At 60.2% G+C, this 17,811-nt stretch carries 14 protein-coding genes; 3 read left to right on the forward strand and 11 right to left on the reverse strand.

Going from position 1 to position 17,811, the window contains the following annotated elements; translation table 11 throughout:
* Positions 1–32: 32 nt before the first annotated feature.
* Positions 33–3,596, reverse strand: coding sequence for a cobaltochelatase subunit CobN (gene cobN, locus CEPID_RS06060; RefSeq protein WP_047240195.1), 3,564 nt, complete (start codon positions 3,594–3,596; stop codon positions 33–35).
* A gap of 456 nt (positions 3,597–4,052) precedes the next feature.
* The gene (locus CEPID_RS06065; RefSeq protein WP_052843409.1) at positions 4,053–5,339 is read right to left on the reverse strand and encodes a lipase family protein; all 1,287 of its coding nucleotides are present in this window, start codon (positions 5,337–5,339) and stop codon (positions 4,053–4,055) included.
* A 110-nt stretch (positions 5,340–5,449) separates the two neighbouring features.
* Here CEPID_RS06065 and CEPID_RS06070 point away from each other — a divergent pair, with 110 nt between their 5' ends.
* From CEPID_RS06070 to cobJ, 3 genes are read left to right on the forward strand one after another with little or no spacing between them, the layout of a single operon-like run.
* Complete coding sequence (locus CEPID_RS06070; RefSeq protein ID WP_047240196.1) at positions 5,450–6,589, forward strand: hypothetical protein; 1,140 nt, start codon at positions 5,450–5,452, stop codon at positions 6,587–6,589.
* 10 nt (positions 6,590–6,599) lie between these two features.
* On the forward strand, positions 6,600–7,247 hold the full coding sequence (locus tag CEPID_RS06075; protein ID WP_047240197.1) for a precorrin-8X methylmutase: 648 nt from the start codon (positions 6,600–6,602) through the stop codon (positions 7,245–7,247).
* Positions 7,244–8,713 (forward strand): precorrin-3B C(17)-methyltransferase, encoded by a 1,470-nt coding sequence (gene cobJ, locus CEPID_RS06080; RefSeq protein ID WP_047240198.1) that lies wholly within the window; start codon positions 7,244–7,246, stop codon positions 8,711–8,713. Before CEPID_RS06075 ends, cobJ begins: the two co-directional genes overlap by 4 nt.
* Here cobJ and CEPID_RS06085 read toward each other — a convergent pair.
* From CEPID_RS06085 to CEPID_RS06120, 9 genes are all read right to left on the reverse strand, one after another.
* The gene (locus CEPID_RS06085; RefSeq protein ID WP_047240199.1) at positions 8,704–8,985 is read right to left on the reverse strand and encodes a HigA family addiction module antitoxin; all 282 of its coding nucleotides are present in this window, start codon (positions 8,983–8,985) and stop codon (positions 8,704–8,706) included. The genes cobJ and CEPID_RS06085 overlap by 10 nt on opposite strands.
* A gap of 23 nt (positions 8,986–9,008) precedes the next feature.
* Complete coding sequence (locus tag CEPID_RS13735) at positions 9,009–9,278, reverse strand: type II toxin-antitoxin system RelE/ParE family toxin (RefSeq protein WP_083984402.1); 270 nt, start codon at positions 9,276–9,278, stop codon at positions 9,009–9,011.
* 202 nt (positions 9,279–9,480) lie between these two features.
* Entirely contained in the window at positions 9,481–9,642 is a 162-nt protein-coding gene (locus tag CEPID_RS13635; RefSeq protein ID WP_083984502.1) for an Abi family protein, read from the reverse strand.
* A 529-nt stretch (positions 9,643–10,171) separates the two neighbouring features.
* Entirely contained in the window at positions 10,172–10,909 is a 738-nt protein-coding gene (locus CEPID_RS06095; protein WP_047240201.1) for a cobalt-precorrin-6A reductase, read from the reverse strand.
* On the reverse strand, positions 10,897–11,670 hold the full coding sequence (cobM, locus tag CEPID_RS06100; protein ID WP_047240202.1) for a precorrin-4 C(11)-methyltransferase: 774 nt from the start codon (positions 11,668–11,670) through the stop codon (positions 10,897–10,899). Before cobM ends, CEPID_RS06095 begins: the two co-directional genes overlap by 13 nt.
* 11 nt (positions 11,671–11,681) lie before the next feature.
* Complete coding sequence (gene cbiE, locus CEPID_RS06105) at positions 11,682–13,013, reverse strand: precorrin-6y C5,15-methyltransferase (decarboxylating) subunit CbiE (protein ID WP_083984403.1); 1,332 nt, start codon at positions 13,011–13,013, stop codon at positions 11,682–11,684.
* Positions 13,014–13,035: 22 nt separating this feature from the next.
* Positions 13,036–13,773 carry an SDR family NAD(P)-dependent oxidoreductase gene (locus CEPID_RS06110; RefSeq protein WP_047240203.1) on the reverse strand — a complete coding sequence of 246 codons (738 nt, stop codon included), beginning with the start codon at positions 13,771–13,773 and terminating at the stop codon, positions 13,036–13,038.
* A gap of 34 nt (positions 13,774–13,807) precedes the next feature.
* Positions 13,808–14,956: a M24 family metallopeptidase gene (locus tag CEPID_RS06115; RefSeq protein WP_047240204.1), complete on the reverse strand. Its 1,149-nt coding sequence runs from the start codon at positions 14,954–14,956 to the stop codon at positions 13,808–13,810.
* Between the two features lie 39 nt (positions 14,957–14,995).
* The gene (locus CEPID_RS06120) at positions 14,996–17,791 is read right to left on the reverse strand and encodes a DEAD/DEAH box helicase (RefSeq protein WP_047240205.1); all 2,796 of its coding nucleotides are present in this window, start codon (positions 17,789–17,791) and stop codon (positions 14,996–14,998) included.
* Positions 17,792–17,811 lie beyond the last annotated feature (20 nt).

A 17,811-nucleotide genomic window follows, 5' to 3' on the forward strand; every position in this document is an offset into this window, starting at 1 on the left:
TCGGTAACGGGCCTATGCATTTAGCTAGGCCCTTAGCGATCCTCCAGGTCGCCTTCCATCTCCAGGAAGGTAGAACGCAGTGTCTCCAGGTCCTCGGCTGATGGCTCAGCCCACATTCCCCGGTCGGCGGCCTCTAGGAGGCGTTCGGAAATATCGCGTAGCGCCCAAGGGTTGGATTGCTTGAAGAATTCCCGCATGGTGTCGTTGCGGACGTACTCCTGTGTCAAGGTCGAGTACATCCAATCATCCATCAGCCCGGTGGTGGCGTCGTAGCCGAACAAATAATCCACGGTCGCTGACATCTCAAAGGCTCCCTTGTAGCCGTGCTTGCGCATGGCTTCCAACCAGCGTGGATTGACCACACGGGCGCGGAATACGCGGCGGGATTCCTCGTGCAAGGTGCGGGTCCTCACGGTTTCTTGACGTGTTGAATCCCCGATGAATGCCTCGGGGTCCTTGCCAGTGAGGGCGCGTACGGTGGCGACCATGCCGCCATGGAATTGGAAGTAGTCGTCGGAATCTGCGATGTCGTGCTCTTGCGAGTCCACGTTCTTAGCCGCCACGGAAATTCGCTGGTAGGCCGCGCGCATCTCCTCTTTCGCCTCGATGCCGTTCAGGCCCCGACCATAGGCGTAGCCACCCCAGTTCGTATAGACCTCGGCCAAGTCCTGGTCATCACGCCAATTACCAGACTCGATGAGCTGCAGCAGCCCAGCCCCATACGTGCCTGGCTTGGAGCCGAAAATGCGTCGCACGGGCTTATCGACGTCCGCATGAGCACGCACGTAGTTGTCTTCTGGAGATTCATCAAGGTGGGCTACCAGCTGGACGGCGTCGTCAAGCAGCGCTACCACGTGCGGGAACGCATCGCGGAAGAATCCGGAGATGCGGACGGTGACGTCGATGCGTGGGCGGCCGAGCTCTTCAAGCGGAATGACTTGGAGGTCCACCACGCGTCGCGAGGCTTCATCCCAGATAGGCCGGATGCCGAGCAGCGCGAAGACTTCGGCGATGTCGTCACCCGAGGTACGCATGGCGGAGGTTCCCCAGACAGACAGGCCAACACTCTTCGGGTAGTGGTCATGTTCCTGCTGGTAGCGCTGGATGAGGGAGTCTGCGAGCAATTGACCGGTTTCCCACGCCAGGCGCGAAGGGATGGACTTCGGGTCCACGGAGTAGAAGTTTCGGCCAGTAGGCAGCACGTTGACGAGACCACGCATCGGGCTTCCTGATGGGCCCGCTTCGATGAATTCGCCGTTGAGCGCGCGCAGAATTTGGGTGATTTCGCGTGGTGTTTGTCGCAGGCGGGGCACGATTTCGCTGGCGGCGAAGCGCAGGATGTCGCGGGCTTGCTCAGGGGCGTCGAGTGCAGCTACTGCCTCTGGGGCCCATCCGGCGGCGCTGAGTTGTGCTAGCAGCGCTTTCGCTGTGCCTTCAATTTCGTCGACGCGAGCGCGGGATTCATCTCCGGCTTCCGAGAGCCCGAAGGCTTCGCGCAAGCCAACCACGGAGCGTTCTCCACCCCAGAGTTGGCGGGCACGCAGCATGGCCAGCACGAGGTCGATGAGCATTTCTTCTTCGATCGGCTCACCCAGGATATGCAGGCCACCACGGATGGCCACGTCCTTGATTTCGCAGAGCCAGCCGTCGATATGCATGAGCATGTCGTCGAAGACTTCCTCGTCGGGGCGCTGTTCCCAACCCAGGTCTTGGTCCATTTTTGCTGCCGTGAGCAACGTCCAGATTTCCTGGCGGATGGCCGGGAGCTTGGATGGGTCCATGGCGGAAATGTTCTGGTGCTCATCCAAGAGCTGCTCAAGGCGGGTAATGTCGCCGTACGACTCTGCTCGCGACATGGGCGGGATCATGTGGTCGACCAGCACGGCGTGAGCGCGGCGCTTGGCCTGGGTGCCCTCACCCGGGTCGTTGACCAGGAACGGGTAGATGAGCGGGATGTCGGCGATGGCTTGGTCGGTGTAGCACTCGGCAGACATGCCGACGGTCTTGCCGGGCAGCCACTCCATGTTGCCGTGCTTGCCCATATGAACAATCGCATCGGCGCCGAAAACGCGACGCAACCAATAGTAGGTGCCCAGGTAGTGGTGGTTCGCAGGCAAGTCAGGGTCATGGTAGATACCGACTGGATTCTCGCCGAAGCCACGCGGTGGCTGGACCATCACCACCACGTTGCCGAACTGCAGGCCGGCGATGTAAATCTCTTGCGTTTCCGGGTTCACGTAGTGCGTGCCCGGGGCCTCGCCCCAATATTCTTGCATTTCTGCTTGGGTGGCTTCCGGCAGCGTGGCAAAGTATTCCTGGTACTGCGCACGGGACAGCTTCAGCGGATTATTGGCCAGCACTTCTTCGGTGAGCCATTCGGGATCGTGGCCTCCGGCCTCGATGATGGCGTGCATGAAGGCGTCGCCATCCATGTCGTCATAGCCAGGGATTGAGCTGGTGTCGCCCAGATCGTAGCCCGCGTTGGCCAGAGCGTGCAGCACGCGGAGCGTAGAGGCCGGGGTATCAAGACCGACGGCATTACCGATGCGAGCGTGCTTGGTCGGGTATGCCGAGAGCATGACCGCGATCTTCTTCTCGGAATTGTCCAGGTGTCGCAGTCGAGCGTGCTTAACCGCGATGCCAGCCAGGCGTTCGCAACGCTCGTGGTCCGGCACATAAGCGATCAGGCCGTCCGCGTCGTATTCCTTGAACGAGAACGGCACGGTGATGATGCGCCCGTCGAATTCAGGTACGGCAACCTGCGTTGCAACGTCCAACGGGGTCAAACCGTCGTCGTTGTCGTCCCAGGCCTCCCGAGGGGTGGTCAGCGCCAGCCCCTGAATGATCGGGATATTCAGGGCTGCGAGGTGCGCGACATCCCAAGCTTCGTCGTCGCCACCGGCCTGCGCCGTGGCCGGCTTGGTGCCGCCAGCCGCTAGAACCGTGGTGATAGCAGCATCAGTCTGGGAGAGCTCTGCGAGCAGCTCGGCGGGTGCCTGGCGGAGCGACGCGGTGAAAATCGGAATCGCCTGTGCGCCCGTGGCCTCAATCGCACGGGACAGCGCCTTGATGTACTCGGTGTTACCAGCCAAGTGTTGTGCGCGGTAGTAAAGCACGGCAATTTTAGGGCCTGCTGGACCTTCGGTGTTAGCCCATTCGTTGCGATCAAGATGACCCCACATCGGCATGTGTTCCGGCTCGTCGAAGCCGTAGCCGGTGAGCAGGATCGTGTCCGAGAGGAAGCGGTAGAGGTGCTCGAGGTTCTTGGCTGAGCCTTCCGCCAGGTAGGTGTGCGCGGTTGTCGCTACGCCTGCTGGCACGGTGGACAGCTCGGTGAGCTCAGCGTCGACGGCCAACTCGCCGGAGACGATGACAGTCGGGATCCCGGTCTTCAGTACCGCATCGAGGCCGGTTTCCCAGGCTCGCCTGCCGCCCAGGAGGCGGACAACTACCACCCGCGCGTCGGCAAGCCACTCCCCGACTTGTTCAGGCTTTATCGACATCGGGTTGGCGAACTTGAACTCGACGTTCTCGGCGCTATTTGCGGCCTTTGCGGAAAGCAGGTCAGTATCCGAAGTGGACAGGAGGGCAATCAAGGTAATCGTCCTTCCGGGGTGCGCGCCCCAAGGTGTGTGCAGTGGCCTCGCGTGCCGATTTCTCTGCGCAGGTCTGGCTGTAACAGTGGCGCGACCGCCCGGAGTTTCACCGAAAGTTCCGCCGTCAGAGAAGCCTGGTCACACGAGATGGATATGTGAGAGCTATGTTACGGCACTGGGATTTTCCGGGGTTGGAAACCCCACCGAGAGCCATTGGCCCGATGAATAAACCGCGATTGCCCGATCAATTTCATTGTCACACCTCCACGGATCACCCCAGTGTTGCAAGAAGTTTCAGTACTGCCCAACGGCTCGGACTCCCGGCGCCATCCGCAATGTCGCGCGGCGTCCGATCTGAAATCCTGGCTCAATCCGCATCACTGATGCTGCGTGCGGAGGCGAAAATCCCTTTGACGCATCGACCCCCAAGTGGTGTGGTCAGCAGGCTCTCAGACCCTATGTCGGAAGTATCTTTCCGAAAGCCCAATCGAGCTGGCCGTCAATATGCAGGTAGTACGGCAAGAAATGATTGATTGACAGCCTCCCCGGGATCCGCCACAGCTTCGACTCCCGGTACTCCACCGACACTGTGCGGTACGCTCGCCACCGATCGCGTAGCTTGCGCACCTGGCGGACCGGAATCACGTCGTCGTTACGCGAGCCCCAGAGCAACACCGGCACCCGCGGGGCCTTCGCTCCAAGTTCCTGCCGCCCCAGGGCCGCGCTTATCGACGCCGAATGGCTGGCTATCTCGCTGAGTGAGCGACCGTCCACCGTCCAGCTGCGCGTCTCCTCGAAGCCACTGGCCAGCACGGTGCCGCCAGCACAGGTGGTGATGTTGGCCATGATCTGTTGTTTGCCGTGCTCGTTGAATAGTGGCCAGAGTTCCTCCCACATGTCCTGGGATTGGATCATCAGGCCCGCGATGGAATATGCGAGGGTGCCAACCACGAGAGACCCATCAACATGCTCCATTACGTCTTGCAGCGTGGAGGGGGGTGCGCCTACAACTGCGGCCTCCACCCGCAGCTCGGGGGCATAGTCGGTGTTTTCCACACACCATCCGGCAGCGCCCCCGCCCTGGGAAAAGCCCCAGACAATGACGGGAGCGTTGGTCGGCAGGCCGAGAGATTGGGCGGCGCGAACGGCGTCGAAAAGCGATTGGCCTGCGGTGATGTGGTCAACGTAGTATTGGATGCCGGCATCGGGGTCACGTGGGTAGTCGATGAAAACGACGTCGCAACCCCGCTGCAATAAGTGCAAAATCACCGGCAACTCGTAGGCCATGATGGCATCGTAGGGCTTGCTCAGAAAGAGCTTGAAACCGATCGCTGCGGTGTGCGAAGGATCGCAATGCTGAGCCACGCCCTGGGTCGATGGAGCATACGCAATGACCGGCCGCGGTCCCGCTACTTCCCAGGGAGACCGGGACTGCACGAAAGAGGCAGTTGCCGTGAGTCCCCGGCCGTTAGAGTCGGTGGTCACGTATTCAAAACGCGTAGCCTTCCCCGGGTTTAATCGCGAATGAAGGCCCAGCATGTCCAACGGCCCGCTATCCAACACCGTTCCCGGCGCAAGGCCATACAATCGTTCGGAACCACCGAAATGGGGCACCTTCACCTCAGTGGTCAAAGTGCGCTCCACTGGCTGGCGACGTAAAAGCCGACGCAAGTAATCCTTGCGTAACGGCGTGGCCATGCGCGACAACATGATCGCGGTCCGGAAAGTGCGCCCAAAGCTCATAGTCACGACCTTAGTAGCAATCTGCCCGCCGCTACCGAGCCGATTCCCTCAACGTAAAACTGCTCACAGGAGCGCGGAAATGTCCGAACGGCGATCTAGAATCAGAACTCATGACTTCACCCAAGCATGCCTCCGCTGAAAAAGTTGCCTGCGACCTTGGCCTTGGTGATCGTTCCCGAGTAGATGGCTGCCCAGGCGCCCTTTCATTCCACCACGCAGCTGACGGCGCCATCGGACGGGTCCGCTTCCCCGGCGGACTCCTCTCCCCCGCTGACTTGGAGAGCTTCGTTGCAATCGCCAGCCAATTCGGCGACGGCGACATCCACCTCACCACCCGCGGCAACGTCCAAGTTCGGGCCATCACCGACACCGACGGCTTCTCCTTTGCGGTACAGGACGCGGGGCTCGTCCCGAGCGTGGCGCACGACAAGGTTCGCAACATCATCGCCTCTCCCCTTGCTGAGCTTGAAGAACACGTAGCAAAACTGGATCGAGCTCTGTTGAGCTCCCCAGCACTCGCGGGGCTTTCCGGCCGAACCCTCTTTGGCCTCGACGGGGGCGACGGCGCCATCCTCGCCCAACAACCAGACTTCGGCGCACTTTTCGACGAAACCGGCACCCATATCATCCTCGGTGGACGAATCATCGGCCAAGTAAACCGCGACCCCATCGCTACCATCGCCACGCTCGCACATACTTGGCAAGAACATCGGGGCGACGCCTGGCGCGTCGCGGAAAAGCCCGAACTCCACCAAGAACTCATTCGTGCTGTCTCAGTCACCCCAAGTAACAACGCGTTCACTACTTCCGAACCCACCCATATTGGTTGGTTTGATCGGGAAGACGGCAGCGTCTCCCTCGGCGCTGGGCTCATCTTCGGAATCCTGCCCGCCAAGGTGAATGAGCTGCTCGTGGCCGTCGGCAAGCCAGTGCAAGTTACACCGTGGCACAGCGTGCTCATTCACGATCTTGACGAAGGCGAAGCCGAAGCTGTAGCCAAAGTGCTAGCTCCCATGGGGCTCATTTTCGATGCGCACTCGCCAAAACTCCAGGTCACCGCCTGCACCGGGCTGCCGGGGTGCGCGAAATCGCGCTCGGACGTGCGTCGGGACGCTCTTCAGCTCATGGTGCAGGGAAACCAAAGCAGAGCGCACTTCTCCGGTTGCGAGCGCCGCTGTGGGCACCCCCGCGTGGCCTACACCGACTATCTGGCGTTGTCTGATAGCGAATATGAAGTAACCACTCGCTAACCTAGAGGCTATGCACAGCTACATCACCGACGGTAACGAGATCTACCGCCAATCCTTCGCCATGATCCGGGAAGAATCAGACCTCTCGCGCTTCGACGACTTACAGGCGCAAGTTGCGGTCCGCATGATTCACGCGGCAGGCCAAACGGACCTCGCTGAAGACATCGAGTTCTCCGACGGACTCGTTCCCGCAGCTCGCGGTGCACTGCAGGCTGGCAAACCGATCATCACTGACGTCAACATGGTTGCTTCGGGTGTCACTCGTAAGCGACTCCCCGCCGACAACGACGTGCTGTGCTTCCTCCGCGACGCGCGCGTGCCGGAACTCGCACAACAACTGGGCACCACCCGTTCCGCCGCAGCCGTCGAACTGTGGGCACCGCTTATCGACGGCGCCGTGGTCGCCGTCGGCAATGCCCCCACGGCACTCGTCCACCTGCTGCAATGGCTCGCCGCGGACAACTCACGGCCGCGCCCAGCTGCGGTACTAGGTATTCCGGTCGGGTTCGTCGGCGCTGCCGAATCCAAGGCTGATCTGGCAAATGTTGCGGCTGATCTTGGCATTGAATTCCTCACTGTTCACGGCCGCCGTGGTGGTTCCGCCATCACCTGTGCTGCCATCAATGCGCTGGCCACCGCCCAGGAGATCCTGCCATGAGCACGCTATTCGGCATTGGCGTCGGTCCCGGAGATCCTGAACTTCTCACTTTGAAGGCAATCCGCGCCCTCGAACAAGTCGACGTCGTGGCCTACCACGCCGCGCCGGGCAAAACTTCCACAGCAGCCACGATTGCGCGACCACATTTCCGGGAAGGGCTACAGGAAGAGCTGCTGGAATACCCAGTGACCGTCGGCGCGACCGATCACCCCGGTGGCTACGCCGGGGCACTGGCAGATTTTTACACCGAGGCGGTTGCTCGTCTGGCTGCTCACCTAACCGCAGGCAAGTCGGTAGCGGTGATCTCTCTTGGGGATCCGATGCTGTACTCCTCCTACCAGCACTTACATCGCGCCCTGGCAGAATTTGCCACGAAGACCGAAATCATCCCCGGCATCCCATCAATCACGGCAGCTGCTGATGTGCTTGGGTTACCTCTTGCAGAAGACGACGAAGTCCTCACCATTATCCCCGGGACTTTGCCATCAGCTGAGCTGAAAGCCCGGCTCGCGGCCACCGATACAGCGGTGATCATGAAGCTCGGGCGGACTTTCGACAAGGTGCGCGACGCACTCATCGAGGTTGGGCTTGCCGAACGCGCCTATGTCGTTGCTCGGGCCACTATGGCTGGCCAGCAGGTTTCGCCGCTTCTGGAAACCACCGAGGTGCCTTATTTCGCTTGCGTGGTCGTCCCATCCCGGGTGGTGAGCTCTCCTACCGATCAGCTTGGCGAGGTCGTCGTCGTCGGCCTCGGCCCGGGTGCCGACCGCTGGACCACCCCTGAGGTCATGGCGGAATTAGCCCAGGCCACCGACATCGTCGGCTACTCCACGTACGTCAATCGGGTGCCGCATCGCCCTGGCCAACAGCGCCACCTGTCCGACAACAAGGTCGAAGCCGAGCGCGCAGCGATGGCACTGGATATGGCCAAGCGCGGTGCCCGCGTAGCGGTGGTGTCCTCCGGTGATCCGGGCGTGTTTGCCATGGCGGCTGCGGTGTTGGAAACTGCGGACGATGACTTGTGGCGCGACGTGCCAGTGCGCATTGTACCTGGCATGACGGCAGCTCAGGCGGTGGCCTCGCGTGTGGGCGCGCCCCTGGGACATGACTTCGGCATGATTTCGCTGTCGGATCGATTGAAGCCGTGGGAGATCATCGAAAAGCGCATTAGGGCGCTGGCCAGCGCCGATATGGCCTTTGCGGTGTACAACCCGGCATCGAAGACGCGCCGGGAGCAGGTCGCCCACCTGCGGGACATCGTGGCCGAGTATCAGAAGCCGGAAACCCCGGTGATTGTGGCCCGTGCGGTGGGGTCAGATGTGGAAAACGTGGTCGTGACCTCGCTCAAGGATTTTGACCCGGAGATCGTCGATATGCGCACCATGGTGATCATTGGCGCCTCCACCACCACGGTGTACGAAGGTGTGGATGGTACCCGGGTGTTCACTTCGCGGCGCTATAGCTGAACCAGTTTTTTCACGTCCGGCAAGCCATCTTCGCGAATCTGGGCTAGGTCGTAGGCTGTCTGCATGTCAAGCCAGAGCTTTGCTGTGCCGATCCCGGCGAGCTCGAAACGAATCGCAAAGTTCGGTGAAACGGCCGCGTGACCATGCGGTACCCTGCTCAACGCGACTCGTGAAACGCCTAGGCTGCGAGCAGCTTCGGCCACACTGATCTCAAGCTCACTCAGTACGTCTTCGTAAATCACTTCGCCTGGGTGTACTAGGTTATGCATCATCAATCTCACCTTCCTCACCGTTCCTAGTGGTAGTAGAGATAATCAACTAGCTCGACGTCCTCACCTATGAATCGAAAAATAATTCTCCAGTTTCCTGACACTTTCACAGCCCAGAAGCCATCTAAGTCATGTGTTCGGAAGCCCGGAATTGCTGTGATCGGCGTGATTTCAGTAGCAGCATCAAGGACGGAGAGAATCCTTCGCAATTTGGCAGCATGAGCAACTTGGATGCCACGCTTAGACCCGGTGTGAAAATAGAGTTTTAACCCTTTGCGTTGGAAACTGACGATCACAGAACGAGTGCATCGCGTGACGATACATATGGCAATGCCGGACCCCTCCCGCCAAACTATGTCATTAGTTATTTAGCCACGCTCAACCATTGTTGGTGGTCGAATGTGGAACGAAAAGCTTGTGGATCCCGAGGGCATTGACGAGCCGAGTTCGGATACCGATCTCGATCCGTTCGATAGCATAGTGAATGAGAGTGCGCAGTTACCGGTCTGCTTCATAGAGAGCGGTGACATCCGCAAACGAGGTGCCAGGCACAAATGTGTCATTTCCCGCACGGATTCTGCAGGGGTACCAATACCCTGAAAATCGGTAATAAGAGACCTTGCTGGGCCAGAGACGGGCATTGCTTTCAACAACATCCAGGGTTAAGTAAAGAAAAGTGTGTCTCTGATGCGTGGTTTCCGCAGCGTTGTGGGCCTGAAGCCAGTATTTACTGTTGTCTGGGAGCCGTAGCCCGCTCGATGTCGTCCCTTCGGTGTAGTCGGACTACCGCTGTGGGCTTTATTTCACTAAAAAACGCTGCTCTACGTAGTCGGACTACGCCGAAGCGACGACATAGCACTTGTGCAGCAAACCCGCACGGCCGGCGACACGCCGACCGGACACACTCTTCTTTACTTAACCCAACATCCATGCCACGCTGTCGCGGCAATACACAAGGTGCTCGGCGGTGGAGACTCCCCGTTTCTGCCGACGTGCCATGTACGAACTTCTCAAAAGAGATCCAGCCCGCTCTTGTTCCGAAGAGCAAGACGGGCTGAACGATTAAGTCAATTAGATCTAAACATGTCAGCATTACGACGGCATTGGCGCTCGTTGCAAGGGGAAATAAAAGAACGCGTGCTGTATCGCACTCCATTAATGGCTGGTGAGCCGCACCGAATCTGACGCACTACATTTCCCGCAACAGTCGCAGCACTTCGACTGGGGTATGGGCCACCACTGCCCGCGAACCGCCCGGTAACGGTGGCCGCTCGACCATTACGACGGGGATCCCTAGGGATCGGGCGGCTTCCAGTTTGGCTGCGGTAAGTTGTCCGCCGGAATTCTTGGTAACCAGGCAGTCGATCTGATTGCCGACCATCAACTCCTTCTCCCCCGCCACATCGAACGGCCCGCGGGACAAAATGAGGCGATGGCGCGCTGGTAGCGGAGCTGTGGGCTTCTCGACGCACCGGATCACATACAAGTTATGCGGATCCCGAGCAAAAGGCGCCAATTGCTGGCGACCGATGGTCAGGAAAATATGGTGATAATCGCGAGCCGCAATGCTCGCCGCCTCGTCCATTGACGCCACTGGTAGCCAACGGTCCCCTGGAACCGGCTCCCAGGGTTTGCGGTGCAAGCTAATCAAGGGCACACCAGTTGCCAATGCAGCCTCGGCTGCCGACGTCGAGATCTTTTCCGCGAACGGATGCGTAGCATCGATGATGACCTCGATGTCGTTGTCAAAAATCCAGCGTGCGAGCCCTGCTGGGCCACCAAACCCGCCGATGCGCACCTCTCCTACTGGCAAATGCGGGTTTGCTACGCGGCCTGCCAGCGAAGATGTCACCCACCAGCCCTGGCCCATCATGAGCCGGGCTAGTTCTCGTGCCTCCGCGGTTCCGCCTAAAATTAGTGCATGCATGGGATTGTCCTACCGTGTTCATCGCGCGGACGATCGTCGGAGTACAGGTACGAGTCCGGGAAGCCCTCAGCACCAAGGACGCGACCTACCACGATCATTGCGGTTCGGGTGATTCCGGCCTGCTGCACCGCAGCCGCAATGTCATTGAGTGTGCCACGGATGATGGTCTCCTCGGGGCGAGAGGCGAAAGCGACCACGGCGACTGGACAGTCTGAGCCATAATTTGGCACCAATTCGGACACAACTCGCTCAATATCGTGCGCCGCTAGGTGAATGCACAAGGTAGCTCGAGAAGCGCCCAGCGTAGCAAGGTCTTCGCCTGCTGGCATGGCAGAGGCGCGCCCAGAAACCCGCGTCAGGATCACTGTCTGCCCCACCGTCGGCACCGTCAATTCGTGCCCCAAGGCAGCTGCCGTAGCCGCGAAAGACGGCACCCCAGGAACGACTTCATAGGAAATTCCGAGCTCAGTGAGACGGCGTGCCTGCTCGGCCAAGGCGGAATAGACCGAAGGATCACCAGACTGCAACCTCGCGACGTCCTTGCCTTCCGCGTCGGCGCGGGCGATGATGGTCGTGATCTCGTCCAACGGCATCCGGGCGGTATTGATAACCTCCGCTCCCTCAGGGACCCCGGCCAGCACTTCCTCCGGCACGATGCTGCCCGCGTACAGGCACACTGGACAGGAACGAATCAGGCGATCCGCTCGCAACGTGAGCAAATCCGCGGCACCTGGGCCGGCACCGATGAAGTAAACAGTCATAATTATCTAACCTAGCGTGTTGAGTCTTTGCGAACTTTCCACTGCCACACCGGCAAGGCTGGTTGCAGCGCAGTAAAGCTCCCAATGGCATGCTCATGAGATACATCAATCCTGGTCAGGGTGCCACCGTAGGCGGCACGTAGGTCAACCAAGAGAGCCTGAGATTGAATGGTCACCGCGTTGGCTACCAGCAATCCGCCGTCGATAAGCGCGGCCCACGCGGCCTCGAAAACCCCGGCCACAGTCAACCCTCCGCCGATAAATACGCAGGTGGGTCGCTCAGGACGTGCTGTTGGGAAGCTTTCCGCTACCTCCAGGCCGGGTACGCCTAGGCGGTGGGCGTTGTTGCGGATGCGCGCGCGTCGCAGCTCGGAGCGTTCAAAAGACACGGCTTGGGCACCTGGAGTCGCGCGCAGAAACTCGATCGCCACCGAACCACTACCACCCCCGATGTCCCACAAGAGGTCCCCCGGAACCCCTTCCAGCGCGCAGACGGTCAGCGCGCGAATATGTGACTTGGTGATTTGCCCGTCGTGCTCATAGGCATCGTCCGGCAGGCCCGGGAGGACACTGCGTTGCCTGCTAAGATCAGGCACCACCGCGATCACATTCAATCCGCTAGCTGGCTGTTCGACGGCTTCCGGAGTAGCATAGACGACCTCGGCCTGCGGGCCACCCAGATCGCTGAGCACGACGAGCTGAGCGGCTAAATGACCCTGATCGATGAGCAGCGAAGCTACGGCCTGTGGGGTAAACCGATCCCGGCCGAGAACGAGGAAAGGCTGTCCGGCGTCCAGATAAGGAACGATTTCCTCAACCCCAGCGCGCACCAAGGACACCACCGGAGTGCCGTGAAGGGGCCACTTCAGCTCAGCACACGCCAAGGACACCGAAGATGGAGCTGGTAGAACCCGGAAATTCTCGGCGCCGAACTCGCGCGCCAATGTCTGACCGATTCCATGAAACATCGGGTCACCAGACCCCAGCACAACGATGTTTTGGTGCCGCCAATTCTTCAAATACTCCTTGATCGCCGGCACCAACGGCGAAGGCCATGCCTTCATCTGAGCGCCTACGTGTTCCGGAATGAGGCCCAATTGTCGGGTGGAGCCAATGATGAGATCGGCGTCTTCGATGATGCTACGAGCGGTGGCAGACAGGTCATCGAAACCTCCCGGATTGATACCAATCACGTACACCCCGTGGTAGGGCACGGAAACGCTGAAATCAGGGTCGGCGTCGCCATCCACGATTGCCAAATGCGGCGGATGAGAAGCACCGTCTGCATGCGACGCGTTCGGGTCATTCGGTGGATCCGCAGGACGGTGCGCAGGGCTAGTCATGTGAATATCCTAGCTGGTCACGCTACCTAGGCATGAGGCGCCACACCGGACGAGGCACGATCGACATCACATAGGCCAGCGCCCGCAACCGCCCGGGAATCCACACGGTAGCGCTGCCGCGACGCGGAGCGAGAACTGCGTCCGCCACGTCGGCTGGAGTGACAGACATCGGCGCCGGTTTCATTCCCGCCGTCATCGAACCGATGACAAAACCAGGGCGTGCCAACGTCACTGCAACCTTGCTGCCGTGCAGCTCATCCATCAATCCCTGGCAGAATGCATCTAGCCCGGACTTGGTGGAACCGTAGACAAAGTTCGCTCGACGAGCTCGCCAGCCCGCAATCGATGAAAATGCATAGATCCGGCTCGTTGTTTTCTGGGTACGCATGCGCGCTGCCAACGCCAGCAGCGTGCTGATTTGCGCAGTGTAGTCAACCGTAGCGATGTCCCACGCGTGATCCGGGTTGCGCAGAGCACGCTCGTGCTCGCCTAGAATTCCGAAGCAAACAACGGCATGTGCAATCTCGCCCAGCTCGCTGGCCTGGTTGATCACCGTTTCGATGCTAGAAAAGTCCGTGGCCTCAAAGCACATCGTGTTCACTGTCGAAGCGCCGTCGGCAAGCAACTGCTCTTTGAGCTGCTCACAGGCCTGGGGGCGACGCGCGGCGAGAACCACCTGCTGCCCTGGCGCTAATCGACGCGCGATCTCGCCACCAATGTCACTGGTGGCGCCGAGGATGAGTACTACGGAATCGTTCATGGCTTTAGCCGGACCTTTCGGAGTGCGCGGGCGACTAGGCCAGCTGGTGGGTGTTATTGTTCAGGGATTCGCAGCCGGTTTCGGTGACCACCACGATGTCTTCAATGCGAGCCCCGAACTTTCCAGGCACGTAGATGCCTGGCTCGATGGAAAAGGCCATCCCTGGCTCCAGCACGAGGTCGTTACCAGCCATAATGAACGGTTCTTCGTGGGTGGACAGCCCGATGCCATGGCGCGTGCGATGGATAAACTCCGCGCCATAACCAGCCTTGCTGATGACATCCCGAGCCACATCGTCAATGCTTGCGGCGGTCACTCCCGGGCGGACCGCTGCCACCGCTGCACGCTGGGCCTGGTAAAGCACCTGGTAAAGACGTGCATACTCCGGATCGACCGCGGCGCCTGGCCCGCCGACCACATACGTGCGAGTGCAGTCTGAATGGTAGCCAGCACCCCAGGTCCCGCCGATGTCTACCACGACAACGTCACCGTCGGTTAGCTGGCGATCAGAAAAATCGTGGTGGGCGTTTGCCCCGTTTGGCCCCGAACCTACGATGACGAAATCAACCGCGGTGTGGCCAACGTCAAGAATAAGTTGCTCCAGTTGTTGGGCCACAGCCCGCTCGGTTATACCTGCGCGCAGTAAATTGGGAACCTGGGCGTGGACCTGGTCGATTGCCTTTCCTGCTGCCCGCAGCTGGTCGATTTCTTCCTCATCTTTACGCATGAACAGCTCCTTGAGCAGCGAGGAAGCCAAGACCGTCTCCCGTCCGGCAGCGCGCAGAATCTCTTGCAGCGGGAAAATATGATCGGCGGTGAGCGTCGCACCAAGCCCCACCCGCGCTCCGCGTTCCGAGGGGGCGGTTTCCGAGAGTCGCAAAGCCTCGATGGCCAAAGCATGTGGATCTGCGCCGTCCTCCCAGCCCACGATCTCGACGTCTAGCTCCCCCAATGCGCTGCGGGCCAATTCGCCGCGGTCAACCGCTGGAAGCAAGAAAGACGGTGTCCCCTGTGCCGGAATAACCAGCGCGGTCAAGCGTTCGTGGGTGCTGAGCCAGGAGCCCGTCAAGTAGGCAAGTTCAGCACCGGTGCCAAACACTAAACCATCCAGGCCGGCTGCGTTGGCCAGTTCGGCGGCATGACGGATTCGGCGGGCATACACAGACACAGGAAAATTGCTCATAGTTTTCCAGTGTAGGAGCTGGGGCGACTCGAGCGCGGGTTAGGCTCCGATCGCGACCACGCCACGACGAATAGCATCCACCGCCTGCCGGGCCGTCCGACAGATCTCATCGGTATAGCCAGTCTTTTTGACCTGCTCTAGTACGTCTACCACCTGGCGGCATTGCCGTACGAAGTCGCCTGGGGTGAGCTCCGCGCCGGAAGCATTCGCAGCCTGCAGGCAATAATCGAGTGGCGCGCCAGCGGTCCATTGGTGCATCGCCAATGCGAAACCGGGATCGGGCATCCGGGTCACCGGTAGGCGATGCCTGCGCTCATCGGATTCCAGTTCGGTCCAGATGCTGTAGGTGGCGGTCATCGCGGTGGCCATCTCATCTGTGGCTGCCTCGGGTTCCCCGCCGCTTTCTTTGCGGTTTTCGAAGGTGCACAGTGATACCACCCCCGCCAGCTCTGCGGGGTCTAGCTCATTCCAAATTCCCCTCCGCAGGCATTGGGCAACGAGCAGGTCTGACTCGTTGTGGATCTGGGCAAGCCGCTCCCCTTCATCGGTGATGACGGGGATGTCCCGGCCTTCGACCTCCTGGAACTCTACATAATCCAGCTCAGCCAACAAGTTGAGGATTCGATCGAAGGTGCGTCCCAACGTATCGGTGGCTGCCGAGACCTTTGAATCCAGTCGATCGAAATCGCGTTGGCGGCGGGCCAACCGTTCCGCGATTCGACTCAGTTGCTCCCGGTCGGGCCAATGGTGTGCGGGGTGGGCACGAAGCTCCGCCCGGAGTTCGTTAACTTTGCTATTGCCACGCACCCGCGGTTCCAAGCGCATCCGCTTCGGCCGCGGGTAGTTCCCGCGCTGGAACTTCTGCACGACATACTTCGCCCCTCGTCGCGGATGATGCGTGACATCACGAGGCAGCGACATGCTGCCCACGACGACCGGTGGCACCCCAAAGGACTCAGCGTCGACCCTGCCCGACCAGCCAGTTTCCATGGTGATCCAGGGCTTCGGGTCATACTTGTTGGACGCCGCGGACACTACCACTGCCAACAGCGGGTGTTTCTTGCCTGGCATCGCGATCACGTCCCCGTTCTGCAGCGAGCGCAGCACCGCGGTGGCCTCGTCAAAGCGTGACTCTAAAGCGTGCCGCTTGGCATCCTTTTCCGCATCCTTGAGCTCGCGGCGGATACGAGCATATTCCATGAATTCCGCCACCGGGTCGCCTGTCGACGGCGGATTGGTCGCCGCAATGGCGTCGGCAAGCTCGGCTTTGAGCTTATTGACCTGGTGTTCCGCGCGGTCCAGCTCGGCGACCTCGGTGACCACCGAACCGTCAGCCTGATATTGTGCGAAGGACTTCTCGATCAGCCGGTGCGCCGAATCGAAGCCGATGGTGGCCAGCAGGTTCACGCTCATGTTGTAGCCGGGAGCGAACGTCGAGATCAGCGGGTAGGTGCGGGTGGACGCAAGACCAGCTACTCCGCGGGGATCCATGGCTGGCGCCCACTGCACCACCGCGTTGCCCAAGGTATCGATGCCTCGCCGTCCCGCACGGCCCGTCAGCTGCGTGTATTGCCCGGGCGTGAGGTCAACATGCGCTTCCCCGTTGTACTTGACGAGCTTTTCTAGCACGACGCTGCGGGCGGGCATGTTGATTCCCAACGCGAGCGTTTCTGTAGCGAAGACGGCGCGCACCAAGCCTAAGGTGAACAGCTCCTCGACGATGTGTCGAAACGCGGGCAGCATACCGGCGTGGTGCGCTGCAAACCCGCGCATCAGCGCCTGTTTCCAACGCTTGAAATCCAGCACCTCAAGGTCTTCAACCGGAATGTCGGCCACGCCCTTATCGACGATCTCGGCGATGCGGTTGGCTTCGTCCTGGTCGGTCAATACAAGTTGGGAACGCATGCATTGATACAGCGCGCCGTCGCAACCCGCGCGTGAGAAGATAAACGTGATCGCAGGCAGCATGTTTTGGGCTTGCAGGATGCGTAAAACCTCTGGGCGCCCCAGCGGACGGAAACGATCCTGTGGTCGGGCTTCTCCTGAGCGCCCACGACGGTTGTCCCACTGCTCCCCGCGTCGGCTACGCGATCGGAACCCATCTTTGCGTTCGTAGCCGCGCGAGGATCCGTCGTCGCCGGATTCCAAGCGCTGGATGTAGTGCTCGAGGTCTCGATTGACTTTCCCGGTGCCGGAGCCATCGAAAAGCGGGAAAATTTTCCGTCCCACCAGCATCCATTGGTCCAGGGGGACGGGGCGACGCTCCGAGACAATGACGGTGGTATCACCCCGAACCGCAGTCAGCCAGGCGCCGAATTCCTCCGAGTTGGATACTGTGGCCGAAAGGCCGATGATGTTCACGCTGTCATCAAGATTGAGGATGACTTCTTCCCACACCGCACCTCGAGAGGCATCGGCGAGGAAGTGAATCTCGTCCATCACCACATGCGTAAGCCGATCCAGTGCGGAGGATTCGGCATAGATCATGTTGCGCAAGACTTCGGTGGTCATCACGACGATCTCGGCATCGCCATTGATGGACACGTCACCGGTGAGCAATCCGACGGCGTCATCCCCATGGACTTTTCGCAAGTCATGGAACTTCTGATTGCTGAGCGCCTTGATCGGCGTCGTATAGAAGCACTTTGTGCCCTGGCTGAGTGCCAGGGACACGGCGAACTCGCCGACGATCGTCTTGCCCGCGCCGGTTGGAGCGCATACCAACACGCCGTGGCCAGCCTCTACGGCTTCGCAGCCTTCTATTTGGAAGTCGTCGAGTGGGAAGCCGAGGTTGGCGACGAAGGTGTCAAAATGCGAGACGCCAGAAACAGTCATGCCCTCCAACCTACCTGTGA

Source organism: Corynebacterium epidermidicanis (assembly GCF_001021025.1).
In the GTDB taxonomy this organism is placed as follows: Bacteria; Actinomycetota; Actinomycetes; order Mycobacteriales; family Mycobacteriaceae; genus Corynebacterium; species Corynebacterium epidermidicanis.